We start from the raw sequence: 23,628 nt of genomic DNA, 5'->3' as shown, positions 1-23,628 counted from the left end.
CCCTCACCACCCTCATTCACGAGCGGAGGATTCTGTAGAAGCCGACGGTGTTACCCACGTTCTGGTGCCGAAAAGTCACTAGTGTGTAATGGAAGAAGAGTGCACAGTTGGATTGTCGTGTGAAGGAGGGGCGAAGCCGCGTGAGCGATGTGTGGAGCCATGTACAGGGCTGGATCGAGGAGCACCTGGATGAGGTGCTCCGCTGGCGCCGCCACCTCCACAGCCACCCGGAATTATCGCACCGCGAGTATGAAACCACCGCCTTCCTTGAGGAGGTGCTGCGCTCTTATGGTCTCGAGCCGGTGCGCTTTCCCGATACCGGCCTGCGGGTGGATCTAGGCCCCGACACCGGCGAGAAGCTAGCTTTTCGAGCGGACATTGACGCCCTGCCCATCACCGAGATCACCGGGCTGGACTTCGCCTCTCAAGAGCCCGGTTATATGCACGCCTGCGGCCACGATGTGCACACCACTATCGCATTGGCCACCGCCTGCGCCCTGTCCAGCTTTGATCTGGACCTTGGGGTGAGATTCATTTTCCAGCCCGCAGAGGAGGTGCTCGAAGGCGGCGCCCCCGAGGTGATCTCCTATGGTGCGCTCGAAGGTGTGAGCAGCATCTACGCCCTACACGTAGAGCCCAAACTCAAGGTAGGCAAGGTGGGCGTGCGTACTGGGGCGATCACCTCTGCTGCCGACAGTCTCACCATCACCGTCTCTGGCCACGGTGGCCATTCGGCACGGCCGCACCTGACCGAAGATGTGGTTTACGCCCTTGGCGCGCTGATCACCCAGTTGCCGGGGCTGCTATCGCGGCGAGTGGATCCGCGCTCCGGTACCGTGCTGGCCTTCGGCTCCGTCAAGGCCGGCTTCGCCGCCAACGCCCTGCCACAGCATGGCGTGCTGCTCGGCACTGTTCGTACTGCCGATATCAGGGTGTGGCGCATTATGCAGCCATTGATGGAGGAGCTCATCCAGCAGGTCGTGGCCCCCACGGGCTGCGATGTGCAGGTGCGCTACGTGCGCGGCGTGCCGCCGGTAGTCAACGACGACGTGGCCACCGCAGTGCTTGCCGACGCCGCCACGAGCGTCGATCCGCACGCGGTGGTGGAGGCGCCACAATCCTCCGGTGGCGAGGACTTCTCGTGGTATCTCGAGCACGTGCCCGGTTCCATGGCGCGGCTCGGCTGCTGGGACGGTACTGGAACGCCTGGCGATCTACACCAAGGGGATCTGGTGGTGGACGAGCGCGCCATCACCGTCGGCATCCGCCTATTCGCCGCGATCCTCAAACGCTATCTTGCAGCCGAAGCAGCGACAGGGGCCGATACCCCAGAGAATCCTTAAGGTTTCGTTAGACTGAATCTACCCATAGTTTTGCACTAATCCGCACGGAGGAATCTTGTCTAAGCGCATTGTCATCATCGGCGGCGGCCCCGCCGGCTACGAAGCTGCTCTCGCCGGCACCAAATACGGTGCCGAGATCACGCTCATCGAGGATCAAGGAGCCGGCGGCTCAGCAGTTCTCTACGACTGTGTGCCCTCAAAGAGCTTTATCTCCACCACCAGCGTGAAAACGGACTTGCGCCGTGCCGATGACATGAAGCTGGTCGATACCGGCGATACCGTGCTCTTCTCGCTCGGTGCAGCCAATAAGCGCGTGCTGGATCTGGCCAAGGCACAGTCCCATGACATCATCACTCAGCTCGAGCGTGCCGGAGTGCGCGTGGTCAACGGCCGCGCCGAATTCGACGATAACTCTCTGAAGCAGGCCACCCACTTTGTCAAGGTGCACCCCGCCGAGGGCGAAGAGGAGATCATCGAGAGTGATCTCGTGCTCATCGCCACCGGTGCCTCCCCGCGCGTGCTCCCTGGGGCTGTCCCCGACGGGGAGCGCATCCTCGACTGGCGCCAGATCTATGACCTCGAGGAGCTGCCCGAGCACCTCATCGTGGTCGGTTCGGGTGTGACCGGTGCCGAGTTTGTCTCCGCGTTTGCCGAGATGGGCGTGCAGGTGACCATGGTCGCCTCCCGCGATCGCATCCTGCCCCACGATGACGCCGATGCTGCCGACACTCTCGAGGACGTGCTCGCCGAACGGGGCGTGGCACTGGAGAAGCATGCCCGCGTCGATAGCGTGACGAATACCGGCGAGAGCGTGATCGTGCGCACCTCCGATGGTCGCGAGATCGAAGGCTCCCATGCGTTGATGACAGTCGGCGCCGTGCCCAACACCCAGGATCTAGGTCTTGATCGGGTTGGGGTAGAGGTGGCCCGCTCGGGACACATCATGGTTGATCGCGTCTCCCGTACCTCCGTATCGGGAATCTATGCCGCCGGCGACTGCACCGATCTGTTCCCCCTCGCATCGGTGGCCGCCATGCAGGGCCGTATCGCCATGTACCACGCCCTCGGCGAGGGCGTGAGCCCGATCCGTTTGAAGACGGTGTCGAGTGCCGTGTTCACCCGCCCCGAGATCGCTGCCGTGGGGATCACCCAGGCGCAGATCGAATCCGGTGAGGTGGCAGCCCGCCAGATCAAGCTGCCGCTATCGACCAATCCGCGCGCTAAGATGCGTGCGCTGCGCCACGGCTTCGTCAAGATTTTCTGCCGCAAGAACTCCGGCCTGGTCATCGGCGGCGTGGTGGTGGCCCCCACCGCATCTGAGCTGATTTTGCCCATCGCTCTTGCAGTGAATCACAATCTCACCGTCTCCGATCTGGCGGATACCTTCTCGGTGTACCCGACACTGTCGGGATCCATCACGGAAGCGGCCCGCCAGCTCGTGCAGCACGACGATCTCGAATAGGTCTCAACTGTCCGGTGCGCAGGCACCGCACCGATCCCATCACACGCCCCCACGGTCTCCATGTGTGCTACGGCACCGGAGGTTGATGGGGGCGTGTCACTTATATGCGCTGTCCAGTGCTTTATCGTTCACCGGTGCTAACGCTGTTAAGCTGTGTCCAATGTGAACGGCAACACACGTTCCTGATTGATTGTCACCTGAGCACTAGGAGGTTCCCGCTGTGAGGGACAGCAATTCTTTACCCAGCTTTAAGAAGGTGCTCGTCGCCAACCGCGGTGAAATCGCGGTACGCGCCTTCCGCGCCGCCTATGAGATCGACGCCAGTACCGTGGCGGTGTATCCCATTGAGGATCGCAATTCTTTCCACCGCTCCCACGCCACCGAGGCCGTGCGCATCGGGGAAGAGGGCGCGCCAGTAAAGGCCTACCTCGATCCGAATGAGATTATTCGCGCCGCCCAAAAATCCGGGGCCGATGCCGTCTATCCCGGTTATGGCTTCTTATCTGAAAACGCCGCCCTAGCGCGTAAGTGCGCCGAGGCGGGAATTACCTTCGTGGGCCCGCCGGCAGAAATCCTCGAGCTCACCGGCGATAAAGCGGCGGCGGTCAGCGCTGCCCGCAAGGCTGGGCTGCCCACGTTGGAGGAGTCCACGCCGAGCGACAATATTGATGACATCGTGGCTTCTGCCGAAGGGCAGCAGTACCCGCTGTTCGTGAAGGCCGTGGCCGGTGGTGGCGGGCGCGGCATGCGCTTTATCCCCAGCCCCGAGGAGCTACGCCCCTTGGCAGAGGAAGCCTCGCGTGAGGCGCTGTCTGCGTTCGGCGATGCCAGCGTCTATGTTGAGCGCGCCGTGATTAATCCGCAGCACATCGAGGTACAGATCCTCGCCGATTCTTCCGGTGATGTTATCCACCTTTATGAGCGCGATTGTTCGCTACAGCGCCGCCACCAGAAGGTGGTGGAAATCGCCCCGGCTCAGAATCTTGATGCCGATTTGCGGGAGCGTATTTGTGCCGACGCGGTGAAGTTCTGTGAGTCCATCGGCTACGTGGGTGCGGGCACCGTGGAATTCCTCGTGGACGAGGATGGCAACCACGTGTTTATCGAGATGAACCCCCGCGTGCAGGTGGAGCACACCGTCACCGAGGAGGTCACCCAGGTAGACATCGTGCAAACCCAGTTGCGGATCGCTGCCGGCGCCACCCTGAAGGAACTGGGGCTGACCCAAGAGTCCATTCGTACCGAGGGTGCGGCCCTGCAGTGCCGCATCACCACCGAGGATCCCAATAACGGCTTCCGCCCGGACACCGGTGTGATTACCGCCTATCGCTCCCCGGGGGGAGCGGGCGTGCGTCTCGACGGCGCCGCTATGTTGGGCGGAGAAATCACCGCGCACTTTGATTCGCTGCTGGTGAAGATGACCTGCCGTGGTCCGAACTTTGCCACCGCTGTGCTGCGCGCCCAGCGGGCCTTGGCCGAGTTCACCGTCTCCGGTGTGGCCACCAACATCGGTTTCTTGCGTGCCCTGCTGCGCGAGGAGGACTTCCTCCACTCGCGGGTGTCCACCTCCTTCATTAAGGAGCACCCGTGGCTGCTGCAGGCCCCGCCCGCCGACGATGAACCCAGCCGGATTCTGGAGTATTTGGCAGACGTTACTGTCAACCAGCCCAACGGCCCCGCCCCTGAGGTGGGGCGCGCCAAGGCGAAGCTGCCGAGCCTGCCCAAGGAGGAGCGCCCCCGGGGTTCTCGCGACGTGCTGCGGGAGCTCGGTCCGCAGAAGTTCGCCGAGCAGCTGCGTGCCAATTCTCAGCTGGCGGTCACCGACACCACTTTCCGCGATGCCCACCAATCGCTGCTGGCGACCCGCGTGCGCCAGTCGGCGTTGGTGCACGCCGCCCGCACCCAGTCCTATCTCACTCCCGAGCTGCTTTCGGTGGAGGCGTGGGGCGGTGCCACCTATGATGTGGCGCTGCGCTTCCTCCACGAGGATCCGTGGGGCCGGCTGGATCAGCTGCGAGAGGCCATGCCCAATGTGAACATCCAGATGCTGCTGCGCGGTCGCAACACGGTCGGCTACACCCCCTATCCGGACACCGTGTGCCACTCCTTCGTGCAGGAGGCGGCCCGCTCGGGCGTGGATATCTTCCGCATTTTCGACGCTCTGAACGACGTCTCGCAGATGCGACCTGCTATCGAGGCCGTGCTGGAAACTAATACCGCCGTGGCCGAGGTCGCTATGGCCTACTCCGGTAACTTGGCTGACCCGAACGAGAAGCTTTACACCCTCGATTACTATCTGAAACTCGCAGAGCAGATCGTGGAGTCGGGTGCCCACATTCTGGCCATCAAGGATATGGCCGGTTTGCTGCGCCCGCAGGCGGCCCGCACCTTGGTTTCCGCGCTACGCAAGGAGTTCGACCTGCCGGTGCACGTGCACACTCACGACACCGCCGGCGGGCAGTTGGCCACCTACATGGCGGCCGCCGAAGCCGGTGCCGATGCCGTGGATGGCGCTTCCGCGCCGCTGGCAGGCACCACCTCCCAGCCCTCGCTCTCTGCCATCGTGGCGGCCTTCGCCGATACCGAGCGCGACACGGGGCTGTCGCTGCAGGCCATCTCGGACATGGAACCCTACTGGGAGGCCGTGCGCCAGATGTACGCCCCCTTCGAGACGGGCTTGGCTGGTCCCACCGGCCGAGTGTATCGACACGAAATCCCGGGTGGGCAGCTGTCCAACCTTAAGGCCCAAGCCACGGCTCTGGGGCTGGCGGATCGTTTCGAGCTGATCGAGGACTACTACGCAGCTGTCAGTGACATGCTGGGTCGGCCGACTAAGGTGACGCCTTCGTCGAAGGTGGTGGGCGATCTCGCCTTGCACCTTGTGGGAGCGGGCGTGGATCCGGCGGACTTTGCCAAGGATCCGCAGAAATACGACATCCCAGATTCCGTGATCGCCTTCCTCCGCGGCGAGCTAGGCACCCCGCCTGGGGGTTGGCCGGAGCCGCTGCGCAGCCGAGCACTAGATGGCCGCGCTCAGGGGAAGGATCCGCTCGAGGCCCTGTCTGCCGAGTCGGAGGAGGCGCTGCGCAGCGAGGATGCCACCACCCGCCGCCAGATGCTCAACCATCTGCTCTTCCCGCAGCCCACCAAGGAGTTCGCCGAGCACCGTCGACTCTTTGGTGACACCTCGGTGCTCACCGACCGCGAGTTCTTCTATGGGCTCAAAGCTGGCGAGGAATCCGTGATTCGGCTCGAGAACCAGTCCAGCCTAGTGGTGCGCCTCGACGCGATCTCCGAGCCGGACGATAAGGGCATGCGCACCGTGGTGTGCAACGTCAACGGCCAGATCCGTCCGATTAAGGTGCGCGATCGTGCGGTGGAGTCCATCACCGCCGCCGCCGAGCAGGCGGATCCGAACAACCCCGGCCATGTGGCCGCCCCCTTTGCTGGAGCGGTCACCGTGAACGCCAAGGTGGGAGACGAGGTCTCGGCCGGCGATGCGGTAGCCGTGATCGAGGCCATGAAGATGGAGGCCTCTATTACCGCCCCGATCGATGGCACGATCACCCGTGTGGCGCTGCAGCAGCCCACCAAGGTTGAAGGTGGAGACTTGTTGCTCGTGATCGAGTAGCTCACCGCCCCTCGCACACTGCCGGCCCCTGCCCCGTTCACTCGGGACAGGGGTCGGTAGTGCGTGGTGCTTGTGTATGAATAAGCCACACACGGACACAGCCGCGTGTCCATTGCGGATCACGCGGCTGTGGGGGAGGGGGAGAGAGCTTAGGGCTACTTGATTTCCATGAGCGCTTCGCCCTTGGACACGCCGGAGCCGGTTTCGGCGCTGAGGCCCTCCACGGTGCCGGACTTGTGGGCCTTGACGGGGTTTTCCATCTTCATGGCCTCCAGCACCACCACGGTGTCGCCTTCGTTGACTTCCTGGCCCTCTTCCACGTTCACCTTGATCACGGTGCCCTGCATCGGGGCGACGACGGCGTCACCGGAGACAGCCTTCTTGCCGCCGCCTGCGCGACGCTTCTTGGCCTTCTTCTTGGCGCCGCCGGCGCCACCGCCGAGGGACAGATCGCCGGGCAGAGCCACCTCTACGCGGCGGCCGTCGATCTCCACCACGACCTTCTGGGAAGGCAGCTTCTCCTCGTCCTCGTCGGCATCGGCAGGATCCACGTACGGCTCGATCGGGTTCTCCCACTCTTCTTCGATCCACTTGGTGTAGACATCGAAGCTCTCGCCATCGCCAACGAAGGCGGGGTTCTCCACGATGTGGGCGTGGAAGGGAAGAACGGTGGGCAGGCCCTCCACCACGTACTCGGCGAGTGCGCGGCGGGAGCGCTCGAGGGCTTCCTCGCGGGTCTCTCCGTAGACGATGAGCTTAGCCAGCATGGAGTCGAACTGGCCGCCGATCACGGAGCCCTGGGTGATACCGGAATCCATGCGCACGCCCGGGCCGGAGGGCTCGTGGTACTTCACCACAGTGCCGGGGGCAGGCATGAAGTTCGAGCCGGCGTCCTCGCCGTTGATACGGAACTCGAAGGCGTGGCCACGCGGCTTCGGATCTTCCTTGATGTGCAGCTCGCGGCCCTCAGCGATGCGGAACTGCTCGCGCACCAGGTCCAAGCCGGTGGTCATCTCGGTCACGGGGTGCTCCACCTGCAGACGGGTGTTGACCTCGAGGAAGGAGATGAGTCCGTCCGAGCCCACCAGGTACTCCACGGTGCCGGCGCCGTAGTAGCCGGCCTCCTTACAAATACGCTTAGCGGACTCGTGCAGCTGGGTGCGCTGATCATCGGTGAGGAAGGGGGCCGGGGCCTCCTCCACTAGCTTCTGGAAGCGGCGCTGCAGGGAGCAGTCACGGGTACCGGCAACTACTACGTTGCCGTGCATATCGGCCACCACCTGGCACTCCACGTGGCGGGCCTTATCTAGGTAGCGCTCCACGAAGCACTCGCCACGGCCGAAGGCTGCGGTGGCCTCGCGGGTGGCGGACTCGTAGAGGTCGGCCACCTCTTCCATCTTGTAGGCCACCTTCATACCGCGGCCGCCACCGCCGAAGGCAGCCTTAATAGCGATGGGCAGGCCGTGCTCCTCAGCGAAGGCCACAACCTCATCGGCGTCCTTCACCGGCTCTTTGGTGCCGGGGGCCATCGGAGCATCGGCGCGCAGCGCGATGTGACGAGCGGTGACCTTATCGCCGAGATCATTGATGGACTGCGGGGAGGGGCCAATCCAGATCAGGCCGGCGTCGATGACAGCCTGGGCAAAGTCGCCGTTCTCGGACAAAAAGCCATAGCCGGGGTGAATGGCGTTGGCGCCGGACTTCTTGGCGGCGCAGAGGATCTTGTCGAAGACCAGGTAGGACTCTGCCGAAGTGGAGCCGCCGAGGGCAAAAGCCTCATCGGCCAAGGCAACAAAGGGTGCCTCGGCGTCGGGCTCGGCGTACACCGCTACGCTCGGGATTCCTGCATCGCGAGCAGCGCGGATAACGCGGACGGCGATCTCACCACGGTTGGCAACCAGCACCTTGGTGATCTTCTTTTGTTCGACGGTCACTAAAACCCCTCCTGAGTTTTGAAAACCTTTAAGTTTCTGCTGTGCGATCCTCGCTATGCGCTGGTGTGCGCAGTGAAGATAGCTTCGGGCTACCTGTCATTGTTACACACCTAACAACAAAGCAAAGGCGGCTTGGATCAGTTATTTCGTAATTACCCCCACCGTTCACACCTAAATTTGGGTAAACCGTTCAGGCCGTACTGGCGGCTATGGCGGCCCCGGGATTCTGTGTCGCTCCCGCGGGCTCGGGAGTGCATGATGGTGGTCAATAACCGGTGGTAGTAGACCCGCTGCCGAACGCTAGGGTGCTGTAGCTTCGGTGCGTATGGCTGCGGGCCTTAACCGTATGCTAGCCGGAATGTCTTGTGGGCAAAAGTAGCGCTAGGTGAGATGACGCGCCTAGCTGGTGGAGTGGCGGGAGGTGGCGTCGTCAAGCGTACCGGGCTTATCTCCGTGCACGATGGGCATGCCGATCATGTTGCCCCATTCGATCCACGAGCCGTCATAGTTGCGCACGTTGCTGAATCCGAGCAGGTAGGTCAGTACGAACCAGCTGTGTGCCGAGCGATCTCCGAGGCGGCAGTAGAGGATGGTGTCGGCGTCCGGATCGTAGTCGGCGTAGAGTTCGGCGAGCTCCTCACGGGAACGGAAACGCGAGTTTGCGTAGACGGCGCGGTTCCACGGCACGTTGATGGCGGTCGGGATGTGGCCGGTGCGGGAGACAGTGTCCGCGGGATAGCCGGCCGCGTTGGAGGCTGCGCCGGTGTACTCGTCGGGCTCGCGGACGTCGATGAGTGTGGCGGCGCCGATCTTCTCTCGCACCTCGGCCACCAGGCTGCGGTGTGGGGCGTCATCGCGCGTGGGAACCTCGTAGTTGGTGCGCGGATATTCCGGAACCACGAAGCTGGTGTCGCGCTCCTCGGCCATCCAGGCGTCGCGGCCGCCGTTGAGTAGTCGAACGTCCTTATGTCCGAAAAGGGTGAAGACCCAGAAGGTGTAGGCGGCCCACCAATTGGACTTGTCGCCGTAGATCACCACGGTGTCATCGTTGCTGATTCCCTTGGAGCGCATCAGCTCCGCGAACTGCTCGGCGGTGATGTAGTCGCGGATGAGGGGATCGTTGAGCTCGGTGCGCCAATCGATGCGCACAGCGCCCGGCACGTGGCCGATGTCGTAGAGGAGGGTGTCCTCGTCGGATTCCACGACGCGCAGCCCCGGCGTGCCGAGCCGAGCAGACAGCCACGACGCCGACACGATCTTCTCCGGATGGGCATAGTCCGCGAGCACGGGGTTGGGATCAAAGGGGATCGGCATGGGCAATCACATTCCTCACACATTGGGCGTATAGGTGTGCGCGGCCCTTATGGGCTTGTGCGTGACGACGCCACGAGCAAGCCGCCCGCCACCATTGGGCGCACAGACACAGAGCCAGCGGCGGTGGCAGCGGGATAAGGGCCCGCACACTTGAGAAGCTTCCACTCTACTTTTATCACCAGTTATAGCGTCACTCTCACTCGCATAGTGTGGCATTCATTACGCTTTAGGGTCATGCGGCGCGAAAGTAACAGGGCTGCCTTAGAATTAACTGAGTAATGGTTATCAAGGCTTTTTCGCTGTTGAGCACCCGTTCTCTACGAGTCTCCGCACCGTGGCAGTGCCAGAGAGTCGCACTCGATCGTGCAGGTAATTACCATCGCACATCCGCGGCGAGCGCAGTATTGCTGGTTCGCTCGTGCGGCCGAGCACTGCCGTGAGTGGGCCTTAGGGACCATTTACTACGGGGCCGTGCCGAGTGTGTTCTGCGCATGCGGCGCCGCCCCAGTGCAGCTGTCGTGGGCTATACGGCCATTATTTTCGCTTCACTACTGCACCCCACACACAATCGCTCTACAAGGAGAGTTAAGGCTTATGAAGAAGGGCATCGTCGTTTTCGAGGTTGAAGGCGGCAACGACAAGCAGTTCAACGGTCACCGCAAGGACACCTTGCCGATCGTTGACGCTATTAAGAACAAGGGCTGGAACGCCGAGGTGGTGTACTACCGCCCTGAGTGGTCTGAGCAGCTGTTTGACTACGTGTCCGAGAACTTCGACGCTTATATCTCCCGCGTCAACCCGGGCAACATCCCCGGCGGCGAGAAGGGCTATTTCAACCTGTTGACCAAGCTCTCTGAAGAGGCCGGCCTGGTGGGCATGTCCACCCCAGAGGAGATGATGGCATACGGCGCCAAGGATGCGCTGGTCAAGCTCGCCTCCACCGACCTGGTGCCGGACGATACCTACGCCTACTACGACGTGGAGGAGTTCCACAAGACCTTCCCGTCCTCCCTTTCTTATGGCGAGCGTGTGCTCAAGCAGAACCGCGGCTCCACCGGCTCCGGCATTTGGCGCGTGCAGCTGGAGGATAAGGAGCTGTCCGCCTCTATCGAGCCGGGTACTGAGCTGCCGCTCGACACCAAGCTCAAGTGCACCGAGGCCGTGGACAACCACACGGAGGTGCGCGAGCTCGGCGAGTTCATGGACTTCTGCGATCAGTACATCATCGGCGACAACGGCATGCTCGTCGATATGCGCTTCATGCCGCGCATCGTCGAAGGCGAGATCCGTATCCTGCTGGTGGGCCCGCACCCGGTGTTCGTGGTGCACAAGAAGCCGGCCGCTGGCGGTGACAACTTCTCCGCCACCCTCTTCTCCGGCGCCAAGTACTCCTACGACAAGCCAGAGGAGTGGCAGGAGCTCATCGACATGTTCGCCGATGTGCGTCCCGTGATTGCCGAGAAGCTCGGCGGCGACAACATCCCGCTGATCTGGACCGCTGATTTCATGCTTGACGACGCTACCGACGGCGGCGACACCTATGTGCTCGGTGAGATCAACTGCTCCTGCGTGGGCTTCACCTCCGAGCTGGACATGGGCATCCAGGAAATGGTGGCCGAGGAAGCCATCAAGCGCGTGGAAGCTAAGCACGCCTAAGACCCCGCGCGGCCACTGAGCCAGCAGACGTGTACTTCGGCCCGGTCCCGGTGAATCTCATCGGGGCCGGGCCTTCGTAGCGCGCACAGGCGGCGGTTTTATAATCAGCCCACCCTCGCCCGTCATCGCCGACGGTGGGCGCATGTGACTTAAGGAGAGAAACTGATGACTGATGTGCAGTCGCTTGAGCGGCGCATCGCAGCCCTGGAGCTCAACCAGCGGCGGCTGATGGTGCTGCTGCGGCCTGGGAGCGATGATGAAAAAGCCTTCGTGCGGGCAGTGCTCGCCGCCGGCTTAGACGGCACCCAAGAAGTAGACGCCCTGAATACCATCCGTTCCTTCGTGGTCGATGATGCCCAGCGGGACAACGCCCTCGGGCGCATCCGCACCGAGAAGGTCAAGCAGGCCGCTTCCACTAAACCGCGCACCCTTACTGGGCTGGTGGAAAGCGTAATGATGATCGTTGGCGATGTGTGGGTGGCGGAGTCCCTCGTGGCGGCAGTGCGCACCCAAGAACCGCAGCACGCCCGTTGGACCAGCCTCGACCACGAGGACGTGATGAAGGAGTGGCCGCGCGTGTAAAGCGGCACGAAGGGAGAAGGCTTCGAGGTGGCGTCGATAAGCATGATGCACCTGTAGGAGCTGGCAAAGATGTTCCTGCTCAGCCTTGAGAATGCCCAGTGGAGGGGCGGCTTCGCCCCGCGCCTGTGGCCGGATGCGGCGTAGCATGGCCCTACGCTTGAGGCTCGGCACCGTGATCCGGCGGCCGCGCCTCGGCGTGAATCACCCATTGCTCGAATCCAGGGGACTACCCCGCGGCACACCCTGGCCGCCTGTGCTGGATCGAGCTGGACCATCACACGAGGAGTTCCATCACTATGGCTGAACAGACAACCGCCCCCACAGCGGCGGAGCGCACCTACACCGTTGCCGACTATCTCTTCGACCGCGTGGCCGAAACCCCCGCCACCGATGTCTTCGGTGTTCCCGGCGACTTCAACCTGCCCTTCCTGGACAACATCTTGTCCCATCCCAGTCTGCGCTGGGTGGGCAACACCAACGAACTCAACGCCGGTTACTGCGCCGACGCCTACGCCCGCGTGCGCGGCTTTGCCGCCATGGTCACCACCTTCGGTGTGGGCGAGCTGTCTGCGATCAACGCCACCGCCGGCTCCTACGCCGAATATGCCCCAGTGCTGCACATCGTGGGCGCGCCCTCCCGCGCCACGCAGGCCAGCGGCCGCAAGGTCCACCACACCCTCGGGGACGGCCGCTTCAACCACTTCTTCGACATGGCCGCCGAGGTCACGTGCGCGCAGGCCTGGCTGACCCCGGCCAACGCCGCCGGAGAGATCGACCGCGTGATTCGCACCATGCTCACCGAGCGCCGCCCCGGCTACCTTGTGCTCAGCCCTGATGTTGCCCGCGCCCCCATCTATCGTCCAGACGATGAGATCACCGCGAAGCGCCCAGCTGTGTCCTCCCGCGCTGCGGTGGAGGCCTTCAAAGACGCCGCCCGTGAGTTCCTCGCCGGCAAACAGACCACCATTCTCGCCGACCTACTGGTGCACCGCCTCGGCGGCTGGGAGCACTTTAAAGAGCTGATCGAGAGCACCGACCTGCCCTATGCCACCCTTGCTTGGGGCAAAACCCTCGTGGATGAGCGCTCCCCGCGCTTCGCCGGTGTCTACGCCGGTGCCGCTTCTAAGCCGGCAGCCAAGGGGGCAGTGGAAAACGCCGAGCGGCTGATCACCTTAGGCGTGGAGTTCACCGACAACACCACCGCAGGGTTCTCTACGAATCTCGACGATGCGCGCATCATCGAGGTCGAGGCCCAACAGGCCTCGGTCGGTGGCCGCGCCTTCGCCCCCATCCACATCGTGGACGCCATGGATGCCCTCACCGAGGTACTCGGCGAAGAGGGATCCGCCCAGGCCTACCCACTGGGGGAGTTCTCTGCCCCAGAGAAGCAGCGCGCCGCGGACGACGCCCCGCTGGAACAAAACGATCTGTGGACTATCGCCTCGGAGTGGCTGCCCACGGACTCCATTGTGATCGCCGACCAAGGCACCAGCTTCTTCGGCATGGCCGATCGGCATATGCCAGCTGGCTCCATGTTCATCGGCCAGCCCCTGTGGGGCTCCATCGGCTACTCCGTGCCCGCAGCCCTCGGTGCCGGGCTTGCTGATCGCAGCCGCCGTCCGGTCCTGCTGGTGGGAGACGGCTCCGCACTGCTGACCATCCAAGAGGTGGCCACCATGGTGCGTGAGGGCCTCAACCCCATCGTGCTGGTGATCAACAACTCCGGCTACACCGTCGAACGCGCCATCCACGGCGCCGACCAGTACTACAACGACATCCCCACCACCCACTGGGAACTGATTCCCGCGGCCTTCGGCGGCGATGAATCGACCACCCAGGTCAGCCGCGCGGCCACCGCCGGCGAGCTCAAGCGCGCCCTGCAGGACGCAGAAAAGGCCAGCGAAAAGCTGGCCTTGGTCGAGGTCATCACCGACCGTGACGACATCCCTACGCTGCTTGCTGCCACCACCGAGGCGCTAGCTAAGAATGCGCGATCTTAAACGATAAGTGAGGCTGCGGCCTCATGGTCGCAGTCCTCCAACAGCGCCGCGCAGCGCTCGTACTCGTCTGTTTCGCCGATGCGCTGGGCGGCCAGCGCCAAGGCGGCGATGGCATAGAGCACGCCGCGATTGGGCTCGTGGGAGTGGGGTACCGGGCCAAAGCCCTTCCAGCCGGAGCCGCGCAGGGCATCCAGCCCGCGGTGGTAGCCGGTACGGGCGTAGGCATAGGCCGCCACATCGGCCCCGCGGTCGAGGGCATCGATAGCGAGAATGGACCACGCCAGCGAGCTGCTCGGGTACTCCCGGACCGCCTCGTGGGCGGCCTCGACGGCGGCGGAATCTACGCTCAGCCCTGCGGAGCTGACCTGAGGCTGGGCGCCAAAGCGCTCGGCTGCGGGGTCAGCGGGCAGGTGAACGGGCTGCGGTGCCATGAGATTGTTAATAGCCATGCGCCCCACACTAGCCATTTCCTGCTGCTGAGGGGAGTTTAGTTGTGCGCGTGATCCCCACGGTTCCATAGGGAAGAAATATCCACCCCGTACTCGGCGAGAACACGGCGCACCAGCGGCAGGCTCAGGCCAATCACGCTGGAGGGATCGCCCTCGATCGAGTCGATAAACCACGCCCCCTGGGCCTCTAAGGTGAAGGCCCCAGCACAGAACAAAGGCTCACCGCCCTCAGCATAGGCGCGAATATCCGCATCGCTCGGGCTGCCAAAGCGGATCAGGGTCCGCACGCACTCCACGTGGTGCACTCGTTCGGTGCCTATGGAATCGCCACCGCTGGGTTGTGCAGTCTCCGGCAGCACAACGCAGTGCCCTGTCAGCAGCTCAGCTGTCTTTCCGCGCTGCTGGCGCCAGCGTTCGACGGCTCTGTCGACCGTCTTCGGCTTTCCCTGCAACTTGCCGTCCAGTAGCAGCATGGAATCGCACGCCACCACCACATCCTCCGGGTAGAGCGGGGCCACCGCCTGCGCCTTCGCCTCGGCTAGGGCGAGCACCGCGTCCTTGGCGCTGGCTCCGGTGTGGCAAGCAAGCACCGCTTCTTCGTCGACATTGGGGGCGTGGATGAGCGGGTCAATGCCGCCGGCACGCAGCAAGCCTTTGCGGGAGGGGGAGGAGGATCCCAGCACGAGTTTCATGGGAGCAAGTGTAGGACAGCGCGCTGCACGCTTGTGGGGTGTGGTCGCTGAACAGGACGTATCGCGCGGCGTGAGTCAGCTACGGTCTGGGCTTGCGCTCTCTTGCCGCGGGATCCCAGTTTTCTTCATTGACGTCACGATCACCAGCGTCGTGAGAAAGCTATAGAGGAAAATTAGAATGCACACGGCCCACCACAGCTCTACGGGAATAACGCTGTTCCAAGGAATGAGGCTTCCCCGCAGCACGAAAACTGCGAAGGCCACATTGAACAAGGCGATTAGTCCACGTACCGCGGCGCGACCTGGACGCAGTTGTGGTCTGGCGACTGTGGTGAGGTGTTTGCCTCGCAGGTTTTTGGAGTACAGAAACCAGCTGGAAACACTTAGGTCACCAACGATGAAGGCGAGGATGAGCCACGGGAGAATATCGGTGTAGGTGTTCACAGTCGTCTACCGTCCTTCCCGCAACAGGACAGCGCCCAGATCGTCGACTCCGGTAGCGGTGTTCCCTGCGACGAATGCACTGTCCCCAGTGCGTGGATCGATGATGAGGATGGTGGAGTAACCGCCGGTGCCGCCGTTATGCCACCACAGGCCGTCCGCATCCTGCATCCATCCCAATGGGGCCCGCGGGGAGTCGGAAGACCTGTCACTACTCAGCGGACTGTCTTGGCTAGCGAAACTGACAGCGGCAGATGTGGCGTGAGATGCAATCAACTGCGCGAACTTCGCCATGTCGGTGCTGGTAGAGCGTAAGCCGCCTGCTGGTGCGTAGCCTTCCATAATCCAGGGCTGTGCAGTCAGGCCTGATGCCGTAAATCCATGGGGTGCCGTCGGGGGAAGCGTGCTCACTGGAGCATAGGTAGAGCTCATGCCGAGTGGTTCTAGGATTTCTTCTGACACAAGTTCCTGCCACGGCTTTCCAGCTTGTTCTGCTAAAAGCTGTCCTAGCAGTGCGTAGCCGAGATTGGAGTAACGCACCTGCCCACGATCCTCAAGCCGTGCACGACCTGCGGCCTTGAAAACCTCCGCTGGCGAGACCCCGCGATAAGGATCTGTTCCGAGGAAAGCTAATCCCAAACTGCGCAGAGGGCTGGTACCTCCCAAGCGTGGTAGCCCTGAGGTGTGCTCGGCTAGCTCGATGAGGGTGGCATCGTCGATGGCGCCGCCCGTGGGGTGAATATCTCCCACGGTTGTCTGTGGGGTGAGGCAATCTTCTGCCAGTCGGTGGCTGAGTAGCTCAGCGGTGAACATTTTGCTAATGGAACCTATCTCAAGCTCAGTATTTTCGTCAGCTCCCACGCCGGCAAAAGTGGTCGTGTCACCGGAGACAACGAAGGCGGAGAGGTCGTGCTGCCCAGCGTCGGCGTGGGCGCCTAAGACAGCGGCTAGGTGTCCATCACCAGTGCTTTGGGTTGAAAGTGAGATCCGCTGCGGACCAAGAAAGAATGCCGAGATGGCAACCGCTAATCCCACCGCGATTGCAGCCACGACGGCTGCCGGATAACGAGGCCTTGTACGGTCAGGTGATTGAGATTGAAAGGAGTGCATTGATGGGGCCTCCTAGTGGTCTTCAGATGCGGCGATGATGGTTAAAAGTGCCACTACTCGAGTGGGGCGCACGCTGTAGTGGCCATCTCCTGATTTGCTCACCCAACCGCTGCCGGAGAGTGCCGATAAGTGGTGATAGGCCGTCCCAGGAGAGGTGACAATCCCGTCGCTAACGAGTTGGGCTGCTGTCGCAGGGCTCTGCAAGAGTCGCTGGAGTATCGCTCCGCGCATGGGGTGTGCGATCGCTTGCAGCCGCTCGAGCATGGGGGACCAGTCCACCTCCAGCAGCGCATCGGTCGCGCGATGCCACTGGTATTGAACATCTCCCGTTCCCGAAGTGCGTGCGTTTCCACCGAAAACCACAGATCCTTGAGGCCTCGTCGCAGGGTCAGAATGCTTAGCAAGAGCGCGCAACAACCAGAGGTCAGGCTCCTTGGAGGAGGAACCTTCGATCACGCGGTGAGACGTGTGTGCTTGAGGCGTGTCGACGTCTGCAGCTGCAGGGAGCAGGCCGTGATGTAGGGACACGGTGCGTTCTAGGGCGGTGACTCGGTTCTCAAGCTCCCCGTGTCGACGCATTAGGTTGGCTAGGTCGTCCTCGCTGTGTTCACTATGGAATTCCATGAATCTAAAATAATAAAATTATAGAATGCTGACAAGAATGGAGCCCACGAAGAGGGTAGGGCTGCGCGAGACGGGGGGCATGTGTCCCTTGAGCGTCGGCAGCTTAGATACACAGGGACCCCAGTAGGTGAGAGACCTACTGGGGTCCGAGGAAGGCCCACGTCGGTGAGCGCTGCTATCTAGCGGGCTTCCATCTCGTGGCGTTCGGGGTGCCCCGACCGAGGCACACAACCAAGCGCCAACACAGTGGGTGCGACAGTGAGCATGGCGCGCACGCTCCTGGAATCCTAGCTCGTGGCCTTCTTAGCCACCCAGCGATACATGGCAGCGGCCGCGCCGGCGAAGACGATCACACCCAGCCAGTTAGCGATGGGGGCGAAATCATCGCCGAACAGCGCGAGCGGTTCGGAGGTGCCTGCGGCGGCGATGATGCCGGCGTTGAGCACACCAAACAGCGACTCGCCTACGATGAGGCCGGTGGCCAGCAGCACACCAAGACGCTTGATCGGCTCCGGATCGGAGTGCTTATCAGCCCAGCGGTTGTAGAAGAAACCGATGAACGCGCCGATCGGCACGATCAGGGTCAGCGACACGGGCAGGTACATGCCCATGCCCACAGCCAGCGGCGGCAGAGAGAAACGGGTGGTGCGGCGCAAAATCTCGTCCACCACAATGATGCCGGCGCCAATGAGTGCGCCGAGGCCGATACGGCTCCAATCCAAGGAATCGCCGAAGATACCCTCTGCCACGCTGGACAGCAGCGCCGCCTGAGGAGCGGCGAGGGCGTCCGGGCCGGCACCCTCCATGCCCACGAAACCGAAACCGGTGAGCATCAGCTGCAGCACCGGCGGGATGATGGCCGAACCGAAAAGCACACCGATAATCAGCGCGAACTGCTGGCGCCACGGGGTCGCGCCCACCAGCTGGCCGGTCTTGAGATCCTGCAGGTTATCGTTCGAAATCGTGGCAATACCGAAGACCACCGCGGAGGTAAACAGGGTGTAGGCCACTAGGGGAGTGGCGTTGGTCTCGTGTTCATTACCGGTGACCAGCTTGATCAGCAGTGCCGCGGTGATCACCACGATGATGCCCACACCGGAGATCGGGGAGTTCGAGGCGCCGATGAGACCCGCCATGTAGCCGCAGATACCAGCGACCACCAAGCCCACCAAGAGCACATAGATGATGCTGAGTAGCACCAGGCCGGTGGTGTGGTGGGTGATGGAGGAGTCCTTCACAAAGAGCCACAGCAGCAATCCCACCGGCACCATCGACACCACGGTGGTGGTGACCACGATGCTGAAGGGGATGTCGCGCTCGGTGAGCGGCACCGACTGGCCATCGTGGCGGGCACGGGAAGACGCGAGCGCATCCTTCATGCCGGAAACGATGGGGCCGATGATCTTCAGCAGGGTCCAGATGGCGGCCACCGCCATCGCCCCGGCGCCCACAAAACGCACATCGGAGGAGAACATGCTGGGCACGATTTCCTGCAGATCCCCTCCGGCAGCGATATCGCTGGAGGTAAACATGGGCAGCAGCACGCCATAGGAGATAGCCAAGCCCACGAGCATGGCGATACCGACAGCCACGCCCACCAAGTGGCCCACGCCGATCAGCGCCAGCGAAAGGCTGCCGCCGATCATGGTGCCGCCGGCACCGAACTTGAACGTGGAGGTCACCGAACCAGCCACGGCGCGCACCGCAGCCAGCAGACCATAACCAGCGGACACAAGAGCACCGCCGACGATCACGGCCAGGCCGCGCTTGTTTTCCTCTGCGGAGCCCTGCTCATCGCCGACCTTGAGTACCTCGGCGGCGGCCACACCTTCAGGGTAGGGAAGGTCCGAGCCGGTCACGAGGGCGCGGCGCAGCGGGATGGAATACATCACGCCCAGGATGCCGCCGATGGCGCACACGAAGGCGGTCTCCCAGTAGGAGAAGCCGCTCCACCAGCCGATCATCACCAGGCCGGGCAGAACGAAGATGATGGCGGACAAGGTACCAGCGGCAGAGGCGATCGTCTGCACGATGTTGTTTTCTTGGATGGTGTGTCCCGCGAACTTACGCAGAATCGCCATCGAGATCACCGCAGCCGGGATAGAGGTGGCAAAGGTCAGGCCCACCTTGAGCCCTAAGTACACATTGGCGGCGGTGAACACCAGGGTGATGAGACCACCGATGATCACCGCCCTCAGCGTTAACTCGCTGATGGGGCCACGCGTCTGCGGCGCAGGCGAGCCCGTGTCGGAGGATGTCGCGTTCATGTTCCTCTTTTCCATCGTGAAGAAGACAAACTGGACGATCCCGCGGCCCTCGCGGCGCCCCGTCACGCCAGCGGTGAGGCGAGGTGGGGTGGCGCGAGGTGCTCCAGGTCGTCACAGTGCAAGCGTTGTGCTAACGACAGCAATTATCCTCTTTCAGGCTCCGTTGAGGTAGCTGGGGGCTGGTTTAGCCCAGAACGTGCCCGCCTCGCAGGACTAACTGGGTGCACACTCGAGGGGAGAGCATGCGACAGCGCCGCCGTCGAGTGGCACCACGGTGGGTGGCACTCAGCGGCGGCGCTGGCAGAACGACGCTGGTTGCTTCTGCGGAGCTAGTAGAAGCTGACGTTGCGGAATGCGTTGGGGTTATAGGTGGTCGGGCGATTAAGCCGCTCGGCGTAGTTGCCCCACATGTTGCGGTCGACTTCTTTCTTCTCGGCTGCCGCGGCCGCAGAAGCAAGCCCAGCGAACACGGTGGTCAACGCGGCCACCTGAGCGTCGCTCGGATTGCCCTTGACGATGCTCAAGAAGGGCTTCTTCGCAGCCTCTGCTGCTTCAGTGGTCTCTGGGGAATCCGTGTTCTCTGGACGGGAGTCTGACATGCTTTTCTTCCTCTTTAACTTCTCGTGGGCTCGCGCTCGCTCGCCTGCTTAGAGCGGGATGTTGCCGTGCTTCTTGGCGGGAACGCTGACAACCTTGCGGTCGAGCAGACGCAGGCCCTCGATGATCTGGCCGCGGGTCTCGGACGGCGGAATTACGGCGTCCACGAAGCCACGCTCGGCGGCCATGTAGGGGTTAACGAGTTCGCGATCGTACTCGGCCTCGTATTCCTTCATCAACTCCTGAACGTCCTTGCCCTCCTTGGCGGCGGCCTTGAGTTCCTTGCGGTAGATGAAGCCCACGGCGCCGGAGGCGCCCATCACTGCGATCTGGGCGGTGGGCCATGCGAGCACGATGTCCGCGCCCATCTCCTTGCCGCCCATCACGCAGTAAGCGCCGCCATAGGACTTGCGGGTGATCACGGTGATCTTGCCCACCGTGGCCTCGCAGTAGGCGTAGAGCAGCTTGGCGCCGCGGCGGATGATGCCGTCGTACTCCTGGTTGGTGCCGGGCAGGAAGCCGGGCACGTCCACGAACTCGATGATCGGGATGTTGAAGGCGTCGCAGGTGCGCACGAAGCGGGCGGCCTTCTCCGAGGCCTTGATGTCCAAGCAGCCGGCGAACTGCATCGGCTGGTTAGCCACGATGCCCACCGAGCGGCCCTCGACGCGACCGAAGCCGATAATGATGTTCTCGGCGTAGTTTTCCTGGATCTCGAGGAAGTCACCATCGTCGATGATGCGGGTGATGACATCCTTCATGTCATAAGGCTGGTTCGGGGAATCCGGAATGAGGGTGTCCAGCTCCAGATCCGACTCATTGATGTTGTCCTGGATGGAGCCTTCCATGATTTCGGCTTCCACGCGCGGAGCCTCATCGCGGTTGTTCTGCGGGAGGAAGCCGATGAGCTCACGCACCCAGTCGAGGGCGTCTGCATCATCAGCGCCGGTGTAGTGGGAGGTACCGGAGGTGGACATGTGGGTGGAAGCGCCACCCAGCTCTTCTTGGGTAACTTCCTCACCGGTGACGGTCTTGATCACCGAGGGGCCGGTGATGAACATCTTGGAGGTCTTATCCACCATGACGATGAAGTCCGTCAGAGCCGGGGAGTAGACGTGGCCGCCGGCACAGGCGCCCATGATCAGCGAGATCTGCGGGATCACGCCGGAGGCCTGGGTGTTACGGAAGAAGATCTTCGAATAGAGGCCGAGGGAAACCACGCCCTCTTGGATGCGCGCACCCGCACCCTCGTTGATGCCGATGATCGGCACGCCAGTCTTAATGGCCATATCCATGATCTTGACGATCTTCTCGCCATAGACCTCGCCCAAGGCGCCGCCGAACACAGCGCCATCTTGGGAGAATACGCACACCTTGCGGCCGTCGATGGTGCCATAACCGGTAACCACACCGTCGGTCACGGGACGCTTAGCGTCTAGGCCGAAGTTCTTGGAGCGGTGCCGGGCGAGGGCGTCGATCTCCACAAAGGAGCCGTCATCGAGCAAGTACTCGATGCGCTCACGAGCGGTCTTCTTGCCTGCCTCATGGACCTTCTCCACAGAAGCAGGGCCCATGGGGGCTTGGGTTTCAGCCAGGCGTGCTCGCAGATCGGCGAGCTTACCTGCGGTCGTGTTTACGTCGGGCATGGTATCGCCCGGAGTCTGTGCGGCAGTCATAGTTCCTAAGTTTAGGTGCCGAAGGCCACAATGTTGTCCAAAGCAGCCTGCAATCCAATTTTCATCCAAAAAATCCACGTAAACGGGGGTAGCTTCCTGCAGAAAAACTGCCACCTCATCTCACAGCAAGGTGGGTATTGGCCTGAGATGAGGTGGGGCCGCGGTGCGGCTGGGCCTAGGGCTACAGCGGGATATTGCCGTGCTTACGGGCGTGGCGGTGTTCCACCTTCGACCGCAGCAAGCGCAGGTTGCGGATGATGGATTCCCGGGTTTCGGAAGGCAAGATGACGGCGTCGATAAGCCCGCGCTCGGCAGCCTGATAGGGGGTGAGGAAGTGGTCGTTGTACTCGCGTTCGTACGATTCGATGAGGGCGGCCACATCCTTGCCCTCGGCAGCGGCCGCGGCCAGCTCCTTGCGGTAGATGAAGCCCACCGCGCCAGCCGCGCCCATGACGGCGATCTCGGCGGTCGGCCACGCCAGGTTCACATCCGCGCCGAGCCCCTTCGACCCCATCACGCAGTAGGCGCCGCCGTAGGCCTTGCGCATCGTCACGGTGATCTTCGGTACGGTGGCCTCGCCATAGGCGTAGAGCAGCTTGGCGCCGCGGCGCAAAATTCCGCCATACTCCTGCGCCGCGCCGGGCAGGAAGCCGGGCACATCCACCAGCATCACAATGGGGATATTGAAGCTATCGCAGGTACGCACGAAGCGGGCGGCCTTCTCGGAAGAATCGATGTCCAGGCAGCCGGCGAAGTGTAGGGGCTGATTGGCCACGAAACCCACCGGACGGCCATCAACGTGCCCGAAGGCGGTGACGACATTCTCGGCTCGGTCGGCCTGGATTTCGAAATAATCCGCGTCGTCGGTGAGTGCGGCGATCACGTCACGCACATCGTAGGGCACGCTGGGGGAGTCGGGGATGATGGAATCCAGCGCCAGCTCCTCCACGCTGGGTAGCTCCGCCAGATCCACCGGCTCCTCCAACGGGGCCTGGTCGCGGTTGTTGTTCGGCAGATAGCGCAGTAGATCCTGGACCCATTCGAGGGCGTCCTCGTCTGAGCTGGCGGTGTAATGGGTGTTGCCGGCGGTGGCCATGTGAGTGGAGGCGCCACCCAGCTCCTCTTGGGTGATGAGCTCGCCGGTGACCGTCTTAATCACGTCCGGTCCGGTGACGAACATCTTGGAGCTTTCATCCACCATCACCACAAAATCGGTGAGGGCTGGGGAATAGGCGTTTCCACCCGCGCAGGCGCCCATGATGACAGAGATCTGCGGCACCACGCCAGAGGCCTGCACATTGTGATAGAAGGTCTGCGCGATCAGATCCAGCGACACCGCGCCGTCTTGGATGCGGGCACCGGCTCCCTCGTAGAGGCCGATGAGGGGGCGGCCGGTGGCGGCGGCGAGCTCCATGATTTTGATCATCTTCTCGCCGTAGACCTCTCCGAGGGCGCCGCCGAAGACAGCAGCATCCTGAGAGAAGACGCAGACCTCGCGGCCATCGATCGTGCCCCAGCCGGTAACGATGCCATCGGTGAGGGGGCGGCGAGCATGCATGCCGAACTCGTGGGTGCGGTGGCGTGCCAGCTGGTCGGTCTCCACGAAGGAGGTTTCATCCAGAAGGAAGTCCAAGCGTTCCCGCGCGGTGAGCCGGCCTTGGTCGTGCCGTTTCTCAATGGGACGCGTGCCCATGGGGGTGGCGGCCTCGGAGCGCAGCTGCTTCAAGGTGGCGATCTTCTCGGCGGTGGTGGGGCGCCGATTGGGGTCGGGCAGAGTCTCAGTGCGGAAAGGTGAGGAAATTGTCATGTTTGGGGATAGTAGAGCATTCTTTGTTTTGTGTCTAGAAATT

General features: G+C 62.7%; 16 protein-coding genes. 6 read left to right on the top strand and 10 right to left on the bottom strand.

Annotated elements, in window-relative coordinates:
• Positions 1-140 precede the first annotated feature (140 nt).
• The 3 genes from CCICO_RS09055 (at position 141) to CCICO_RS09045 (ending at position 6,436) form a co-directional block, all read left to right on the top strand.
• On the top strand, positions 141-1,343 hold the full coding sequence (locus CCICO_RS09055) for an amidohydrolase (protein ID WP_018020088.1): 1,203 nt from the start codon (positions 141-143) through the stop codon (positions 1,341-1,343).
• A gap of 55 nt (positions 1,344-1,398) precedes the next feature.
• Positions 1,399-2,805: an NAD(P)H-quinone dehydrogenase gene (locus tag CCICO_RS09050; RefSeq protein ID WP_018020089.1), complete on the top strand. Its 1,407-nt coding sequence runs from the start codon at positions 1,399-1,401 to the stop codon at positions 2,803-2,805.
• Between the two features lie 220 nt (positions 2,806-3,025).
• Positions 3,026-6,436: a pyruvate carboxylase gene (locus CCICO_RS09045; protein ID WP_018020090.1), complete on the top strand. Its 3,411-nt coding sequence runs from the start codon at positions 3,026-3,028 to the stop codon at positions 6,434-6,436.
• Between the two features lie 155 nt (positions 6,437-6,591).
• Here the strand turns inward: CCICO_RS09045 and CCICO_RS09040 are convergent, their stop codons facing one another.
• On the bottom strand, positions 6,592-8,370 hold the full coding sequence (locus tag CCICO_RS09040) for an acetyl/propionyl/methylcrotonyl-CoA carboxylase subunit alpha (RefSeq protein WP_018020091.1): 1,779 nt from the start codon (positions 8,368-8,370) through the stop codon (positions 6,592-6,594).
• Positions 8,371-8,769: 399 nt separating this feature from the next.
• Positions 8,770-9,684 carry a sulfurtransferase gene (locus CCICO_RS09035; protein ID WP_018020092.1) on the bottom strand — a complete coding sequence of 305 codons (915 nt, stop codon included), beginning with the start codon at positions 9,682-9,684 and terminating at the stop codon, positions 8,770-8,772.
• A 594-nt stretch (positions 9,685-10,278) separates the two neighbouring features.
• Here CCICO_RS09035 and CCICO_RS09030 point away from each other — a divergent pair.
• From CCICO_RS09030 to CCICO_RS09020, 3 genes are all read left to right on the top strand, one after another.
• The gene (locus CCICO_RS09030; RefSeq protein WP_018020093.1) at positions 10,279-11,340 is read left to right on the top strand and encodes a Cj0069 family protein; all 1,062 of its coding nucleotides are present in this window, start codon (positions 10,279-10,281) and stop codon (positions 11,338-11,340) included.
• Between the two features lie 165 nt (positions 11,341-11,505).
• Positions 11,506-11,922 carry a hypothetical protein gene (locus tag CCICO_RS09025; RefSeq protein ID WP_018020094.1) on the top strand — a complete coding sequence of 139 codons (417 nt, stop codon included), beginning with the start codon at positions 11,506-11,508 and terminating at the stop codon, positions 11,920-11,922.
• Between the two features lie 296 nt (positions 11,923-12,218).
• Complete coding sequence (locus CCICO_RS09020) at positions 12,219-13,922, top strand: alpha-keto acid decarboxylase family protein (protein WP_018020095.1); 1,704 nt, start codon at positions 12,219-12,221, stop codon at positions 13,920-13,922.
• Here the strand turns inward: CCICO_RS09020 and CCICO_RS09015 are convergent.
• From CCICO_RS09015 to CCICO_RS08980, 8 genes are all read right to left on the bottom strand, one after another.
• Positions 13,919-14,371, bottom strand: coding sequence for a DUF3151 domain-containing protein (locus CCICO_RS09015; protein WP_018020096.1), 453 nt, complete (start codon positions 14,369-14,371; stop codon positions 13,919-13,921). The genes CCICO_RS09020 and CCICO_RS09015 overlap by 4 nt on opposite strands.
• A gap of 38 nt (positions 14,372-14,409) precedes the next feature.
• The gene (locus CCICO_RS09010; protein WP_040357816.1) at positions 14,410-15,063 is read right to left on the bottom strand and encodes a Maf family protein; all 654 of its coding nucleotides are present in this window, start codon (positions 15,061-15,063) and stop codon (positions 14,410-14,412) included.
• A 75-nt stretch (positions 15,064-15,138) separates the two neighbouring features.
• The gene (locus tag CCICO_RS09005; RefSeq protein WP_018020098.1) at positions 15,139-15,507 is read right to left on the bottom strand and encodes a hypothetical protein; all 369 of its coding nucleotides are present in this window, start codon (positions 15,505-15,507) and stop codon (positions 15,139-15,141) included.
• Between the two features lie 6 nt (positions 15,508-15,513).
• Positions 15,514-16,554 (bottom strand): serine hydrolase domain-containing protein, encoded by a 1,041-nt coding sequence (locus CCICO_RS09000; RefSeq protein ID WP_040357832.1) that lies wholly within the window; start codon positions 16,552-16,554, stop codon positions 15,514-15,516.
• A 971-nt stretch (positions 16,555-17,525) separates the two neighbouring features.
• A complete protein-coding gene (locus CCICO_RS08995) occupies positions 17,526-19,505 on the bottom strand; it encodes an OPT family oligopeptide transporter (RefSeq protein ID WP_018020101.1) in 1,980 nt (659 codons plus the stop codon).
• Positions 19,506-19,834: 329 nt separating this feature from the next.
• Complete coding sequence (locus tag CCICO_RS08990; protein ID WP_018020102.1) at positions 19,835-20,104, bottom strand: acyl-CoA carboxylase subunit epsilon; 270 nt, start codon at positions 20,102-20,104, stop codon at positions 19,835-19,837.
• Positions 20,105-20,152: 48 nt separating this feature from the next.
• Positions 20,153-21,778 (bottom strand): acyl-CoA carboxylase subunit beta, encoded by a 1,626-nt coding sequence (locus CCICO_RS08985; RefSeq protein WP_018020103.1) that lies wholly within the window; start codon positions 21,776-21,778, stop codon positions 20,153-20,155.
• A gap of 181 nt (positions 21,779-21,959) precedes the next feature.
• Positions 21,960-23,585 carry an acyl-CoA carboxylase subunit beta gene (locus CCICO_RS08980; RefSeq protein ID WP_026161517.1) on the bottom strand — a complete coding sequence of 542 codons (1,626 nt, stop codon included), beginning with the start codon at positions 23,583-23,585 and terminating at the stop codon, positions 21,960-21,962.
• Positions 23,586-23,628: the final 43 nt, after the last annotated feature.

Origin of the sequence: Corynebacterium ciconiae DSM 44920 (assembly GCF_030440575.1) — a bacterium.
Lineage (GTDB): Bacteria > Actinomycetota > Actinomycetes > Mycobacteriales > Mycobacteriaceae > Corynebacterium > Corynebacterium ciconiae.
The sequence above is the reverse complement of the archived record's forward strand: the minus strand, read 5'-3'. Positions and strand labels throughout refer to the sequence as shown.

Bases quoted from the DNA above. Each gene is read 5' to 3' on its own strand.
- CCICO_RS09035 (WP_018020092.1), bottom strand. From the start codon at position 9,684: ATGCCGATCCCCTTTGATCCCAACCCCGTGCTCGCGGACTATGCCCAT.
- CCICO_RS09030 (WP_018020093.1), top strand. From the start codon at position 10,279: ATGAAGAAGGGCATCGTCGTTTTCGAGGTTGAAGGCGGCAACGACAAG.
- CCICO_RS09025 (WP_018020094.1), top strand. From the start codon at position 11,506: ATGACTGATGTGCAGTCGCTTGAGCGGCGCATCGCAGCCCTGGAGCTC.
- CCICO_RS09020 (WP_018020095.1), top strand. From the start codon at position 12,219: ATGGCTGAACAGACAACCGCCCCCACAGCGGCGGAGCGCACCTACACC.
- CCICO_RS09015 (WP_018020096.1), bottom strand. From the start codon at position 14,371: ATGGCTATTAACAATCTCATGGCACCGCAGCCCGTTCACCTGCCCGCT.
- CCICO_RS09010 (WP_040357816.1), bottom strand. From the start codon at position 15,063: ATGAAACTCGTGCTGGGATCCTCCTCCCCCTCCCGCAAAGGCTTGCTG.
- CCICO_RS08995 (WP_018020101.1), bottom strand. From the start codon at position 19,505: ATGAACGCGACATCCTCCGACACGGGCTCGCCTGCGCCGCAGACGCGT.
- CCICO_RS08990 (WP_018020102.1), bottom strand. From the start codon at position 20,104: ATGTCAGACTCCCGTCCAGAGAACACGGATTCCCCAGAGACCACTGAA.
- CCICO_RS08985 (WP_018020103.1), bottom strand. From the start codon at position 21,778: ATGACTGCCGCACAGACTCCGGGCGATACCATGCCCGACGTAAACACG.
- CCICO_RS08980 (WP_026161517.1), bottom strand. From the start codon at position 23,585: ATGACAATTTCCTCACCTTTCCGCACTGAGACTCTGCCCGACCCCAAT.